2 rRNA genes are annotated in these 3,383 nt (G+C 51.5%); both read left to right on the top strand.

The window, feature by feature from the left end:
* Nucleotides 1-247: 247 nt before the first annotated feature.
* Nucleotides 248-3,046, top strand: a 23S ribosomal RNA gene (locus NHF56_RS19390).
* A gap of 97 nt (nucleotides 3,047-3,143) precedes the next feature.
* Nucleotides 3,144-3,258, top strand: a 5S ribosomal RNA gene (gene rrf / locus NHF56_RS19395).
* Nucleotides 3,259-3,383: the final 125 nt, after the last annotated feature.

Below are 3,383 nucleotides of genomic sequence, written 5' to 3' on the forward strand. Positions count from 1 at the left end.
AGGGAATTCTGGTTTACGGTGCCTGACCGCAGCGTGATTGGACATTATCTCGAGAAGCTGGTCTTAAGATATGACCTCGCGGTGCACCGGCGTGCCCGCAACTGAGGATCATATCGAAACACGTCAATGGTATCTGAGTTGACTGGTTGGATTTATCCGGCCGGTCAGATTTGGTCTGCCCCTTGAGCGTAAGCGAAAGGGATAAGCTTAGCCAAATCAAACAGGGATGCGCATTGGCAATGAGAACGATCAAGTGTCAAAAGGGCATTTGGTGGATGCCTTGGCATGCACAGGCGATGAAGGACGTGATACGCTGCGAAAAGCCATGGGGAGCTGCGAATAAGCTTTGATCCGTGGATATCCGAATGGGGGAACCCACTCTAAATACTTGGAAAATCTAAGATGATCTGCTGATCATCTTATCTTTCCAAGTATTGTTATAGAGTATCTACACCTGAATACATAGGGTGTAAGAAGCGAACGCAGGGAACTGAAACATCTAAGTACCTGCAGGAAAGGACATCAACCGAGACTCCGCAAGTAGTGGCGAGCGAACGCGGACCAGGCCAGTGGCAATGGTGAATGAAATAGAACGATCTGGAAAGTTCGGCCATAGTGGGTGATAGCCCCGTATATGTAGAATAACCATTGTCCTTGAGTAAGGCGGGACACGTGAAATCCTGTCTGAACATGGGGAGACCACTCTCCAAGCCTAAGTACTCGTGCATGACCGATAGCGAACAAGTACCGTGAGGGAAAGGTGAAAAGCACCCCGACGAGGGGAGTGAAATAGAACCTGAAACCGGATGCCTACAAGCAGTCGGAGGGCGCAAGCCTGACGGCGTACCTTTTGTATAATGGGTCAACGACTTAGTGTAACTAGCAAGCTTAAGCCGATAGGTGTAGGCGCAGCGAAAGCGAGTCTTAATAGGGCGATTGAGTTAGTTGCATTAGACCCGAAACCGAGTGATCTAGCCATGAGCAGGCTGAAGGTTGGGTAACACCAACTGGAGGGCCGAACCCGCATCTGTTGCAATAGATTGGGATGACTTGTGGCTAGGGGTGAAAGGCCAATCAAACTCGGAGATAGCTGGTTCTCCGCGAAATCTATTTAGGTAGAGCGTCGACCGAATACCCTCGGGGGTAGAGCACTGGATGGGCTATGGGGACTCACCGTCTTACTGATCCTAACCAAACTCCGAATACCGAGGAGTACTAGTCGGCAGACACACGGCGGGTGCTAACGTCCGTCGTGAAAAGGGCAACAACCCTGACCTCCAGCTAAGGTCCCCAAGTCATGGCTAAGTGGGAAAGGATGTGAGGATCCCAAAACAACCAGGATGTTGGCTTAGAAGCAGCCATCATTTAAAGAAAGCGTAACAGCTCACTGGTCTAAATAAGGGTCTTTGCGCCGAAAATGTAACGGGGCTAAAGCCATGCACCGAAGCTGAGGATGTGCAGTTTACTGCACGTGGTAGCGGAGCGTTCCGTAAGCCTGTGAAGGGAGACCCGTGAGGGCTCCTGGAGGTATCGGAAGTGCGAATGTTGACATGAGTAACGATAAAGGGAGTGAGAGACTCCCTCGCCGAAAGACCAAGGGTTCCTGCTTAAAGTTAATCTGAGCAGGGTTAGCCGGCCCCTAAGACGAGGCGGAAACGCGTAGTCGATGGGAACCACGTTAATATTCGTGGGCCTGGTGGTAGTGACGGATTGTGTAAATCGTATCTTCTTATTGGATTGAAGATGCGGTGAAACGGTTCCAGGAAATAGCTCCACCGTATAGACCGTACCCGAAACCGACACAGGTGGTCAGGTAGAGTATACCAAGGCGCTTGAGAGAACTACGTTGAAGGAACTCGGCAAATTGCACGCGTAACTTCGGAAGAAGCGTGACCCTTTGATACGCAAGTGTTGAAGGGTGGCACAGACCAGGGGGTAGCGACTGTTTATCAAAAACACAGGGCTCTGCGAAGTCGCAAGACGACGTATAGGGTCTGACGCCTGCCCGGTGCTGGAAGGTTAAGAGGAGAGGTGCAAGCTTTGAATCGAAGCCCCAGTAAACGGCGGCCGTAACTATAACGGTCCTAAGGTAGCGAAATTCCTTGTCGGGTAAGTTCCGACCTGCACGAATGGCGTAACGACTTCCCCGCTGTCTCCAACGTAGACTCAGTGAAATTGAATTCCCCGTGAAGATGCGGGGTTCCTGCGGTCAGACGGAAAGACCCCGTGCACCTTTACTATAGCTTTACACTGGCATTCGCCAAGGCATGTGTAGGATAGGTGGTAGGCTTTGAAGCAGGAACGCCAGTTTCTGTGGAGCCATCCTTGAAATACCACCCTTATCTTCGTGGATGTCTAACCGCGACCCGTTATCCGGGCCCGGGACAGTGTATGGTGGGTAGTTTGACTGGGGCGGTCGCCTCCTAAAGAGTAACGGAGGCGCGCGATGGTGGGCTCAGAACGGTCGGAAATCGTTCGTCGAGTGCAATGGCATAAGCCCGCCTGACTGCGAGACTGACAAGTCGAGCAGAGACGAAAGTCGGTCATAGTGATCCGGTGGTCCCGCGTGGAAGGGCCATCGCTCAACGGATAAAAGGTACGCCGGGGATAACAGGCTGATGACCCCCAAGAGTCCATATCGACGGGGTTGTTTGGCACCTCGATGTCGGCTCATCGCATCCTGGGGCTGGAGCAGGTCCCAAGGGTTTGGCTGTTCGCCAATTAAAGCGGTACGTGAGCTGGGTTCAGAACGTCGTGAGACAGTTCGGTCCCTATCTGCCGTGGGTGTAGGAATATTGAGAGGATCTGTCCCTAGTACGAGAGGACCGGGATGGACATATCTCTGGTGGACCTGTTGTCCTGCCAAGGGCATAGCAGGGTAGCTATATATGGAATGGATAACCGCTGAAGGCATCTAAGCGGGAAACCAACCTCGAAACGAGTATTCCCTGAGAACCGTGGAAGACGACCACGTTGATAGGCTGGGTGTGGAAGCGCAGTAATGTGTGAAGCTTACCAGTACTAATAGTTCGATAGGCTTGATTGTTCTCATTGATCAATGTGCATCTGATGATGTGACGTGTTTAAATAAATCAGGGCTTTGCCCTCCAGCTTCTCAAAGTAAGTTTGTTGCCTTTTATTGACCTGGTGGTTATGGCGGGGTGGCTGCACCCGTTCCCTTTCCGAACACGGCCGTGAAACGCCCCAGCGCCAATGGTACTTCGTCTTAAGACGCGGGAGAGTAGGTCGCTGCCAGGTCTATAAAATGCAACTCACGCATGTGCCCAAAAAGTTGAAGACTTTTTGGATAAGCTACATGTCAAAAACTGGAAAAGATATCTTCTCATTCACAATCCCCCTCTCAAGAGGGATCACGAAAAACG

Source organism: Rhizobium sp. L1K21 (assembly GCF_024055895.1).
Classification (GTDB): domain Bacteria; phylum Pseudomonadota; class Alphaproteobacteria; order Rhizobiales; family Rhizobiaceae; genus Ensifer_A.